Genomic DNA, 1,469 nt, shown 5'->3' on the forward strand with positions numbered 1-1,469 from the left:
CAAACTCGCCATTCTCATTCAGCGAATACCAAACATCCGGCTTAATTCCGTTCTCGCCTACTTTACTGGCACGGATATGAATTAGTTCGCCTTCGCCATTTCGGTAGCACAGGACGATTGCGCCGCTTTCTGACGCTTTAGCCTTTCCACCATCACCGAATGAAGCCGCTACAGATTGCGATCCAGACACCTCTGCCGCTGACCAGTCGCCAGTGTTGGTTGCCGCTGACCAGTCGCCAGTGTTGGTTGCCGCTGACTGGTTGCCAGTGTTGGTTGCCGCTGACCGGTCGCCAGTGTTGGTTGCCGCTGACCGGTTGCCGGTCATGATCTGCTGTTCAAGCGACTTATCAACTTTGCTCCAGATCCAATCAATCCCGCGCTGAATAAACTGAGGGAGGGTTTGTTCTGCTGTGATGGTTATGCTGGCGCTTGCGATTTTTGTATCGCCATCATCTTCGCGGTCAATAACACCAAATGATTCAGTTACTGCATACCGGCTATTTGTTGGCGGGTAATATCCGAAAACATCAAATGGGCATTCACAAGCGTGGAAGCCAGAGCCGCATGCCTCGACCTTGCCCTCATGCGTATACGTTTTGCCAATTTCGAACTGGTAGCCACGGCACTGAAGATTTTGGTCGAAGCCTTTAAAGGTAATAACTGTTTCTTTGCTCATGCTGCTTCCTTGAATTTTTGGAATAAAAAAGCCGCATTAAGCAGCTCGTTGTTTGTTTCAGTGGTCTTATTGCTGCCACCGGTTAAGTGGCAGGGGTAAGGTCACTAGTGATTACTATTTGATTTCAAGTGCTGGCTGATTGTTTTGCTTTGCCGTCTGGATAACCATCTCGGCAAATTTATCTGATACGTTCTTGCGGATCCCTGCATTGACTGCATTGGCGATCGCATTGTCGATATCTTTTTGTAATGGCTTGATTTTCGCCTGAACTAGCTCTTCCATGCGCCGGCCCATCAGGTACTTAACAAGGGGCATTGCGTTGTAATCGTTGCTAAAGTTGCCACTTGAATCGACTTTTTTCTCCAGCGTTTTGTCAAAGCTGCGTTTAATAAGGTCTGTAATAGTCAGGCAGTCCTGCACATCACCCCACTTATCAGTAACTGTGACTTCTTTCTCCAGCCAATCATCTGCAAATTTAATAGCTTTTTGCTCAATGGCTTTTTTAGCTACTGATATTGATTCGTTGATTGCCTGATTAATCTGCGCAGAGGCTTCTTTTTCCACTTTAGCCAAGCAATCGCGTGAAATAGCATTCTTAACGCCGCTGATGATTTCTTGCTTAACTTCTGCGTCTAAGTCGCCATCTTCGCCAAGCCATTCAAGTTCTACAGATATATTCAATTTCATCATTCATTCCTCATTTACCCGCCAATAAAAAAGGCCGCGTTATGCGACCTTATGTAATTTGTGCTGGGATATTTATCCACGCCCAGCCGTGGTTTCCCTGCTTTCC

2 protein-coding genes are annotated in these 1,469 nt (G+C 46.8%); both read right to left on the reverse strand.

Features of this window, described 5'->3' with window-relative positions; translation table 11 throughout:
* The coding region (locus DBA33_RS20180) for a hypothetical protein (RefSeq protein WP_120807105.1) at positions 1–676 on the reverse strand (676 nt) is incomplete at its 3' end.
* Between the two features lie 114 nt (positions 677–790).
* Positions 791–1,366, reverse strand: coding sequence for a hypothetical protein (locus DBA33_RS20185; protein WP_162975260.1), 576 nt, complete (start codon positions 1,364–1,366; stop codon positions 791–793).
* Positions 1,367–1,469: the final 103 nt, after the last annotated feature.

Source organism: Yersinia sp. IP36721 (assembly GCF_003634395.1).
Classification (GTDB): domain Bacteria; phylum Pseudomonadota; class Gammaproteobacteria; order Enterobacterales; family Enterobacteriaceae; genus Yersinia; species Yersinia entomophaga.

Excerpts from the sequence above, each read along its gene's own strand:
- DBA33_RS20185 (WP_162975260.1), bottom strand. The coding sequence starts at position 1,366 with ATGATGAAATTGAATATATCTGTAGAACTTGAATGGCTTGGCGAAGAT.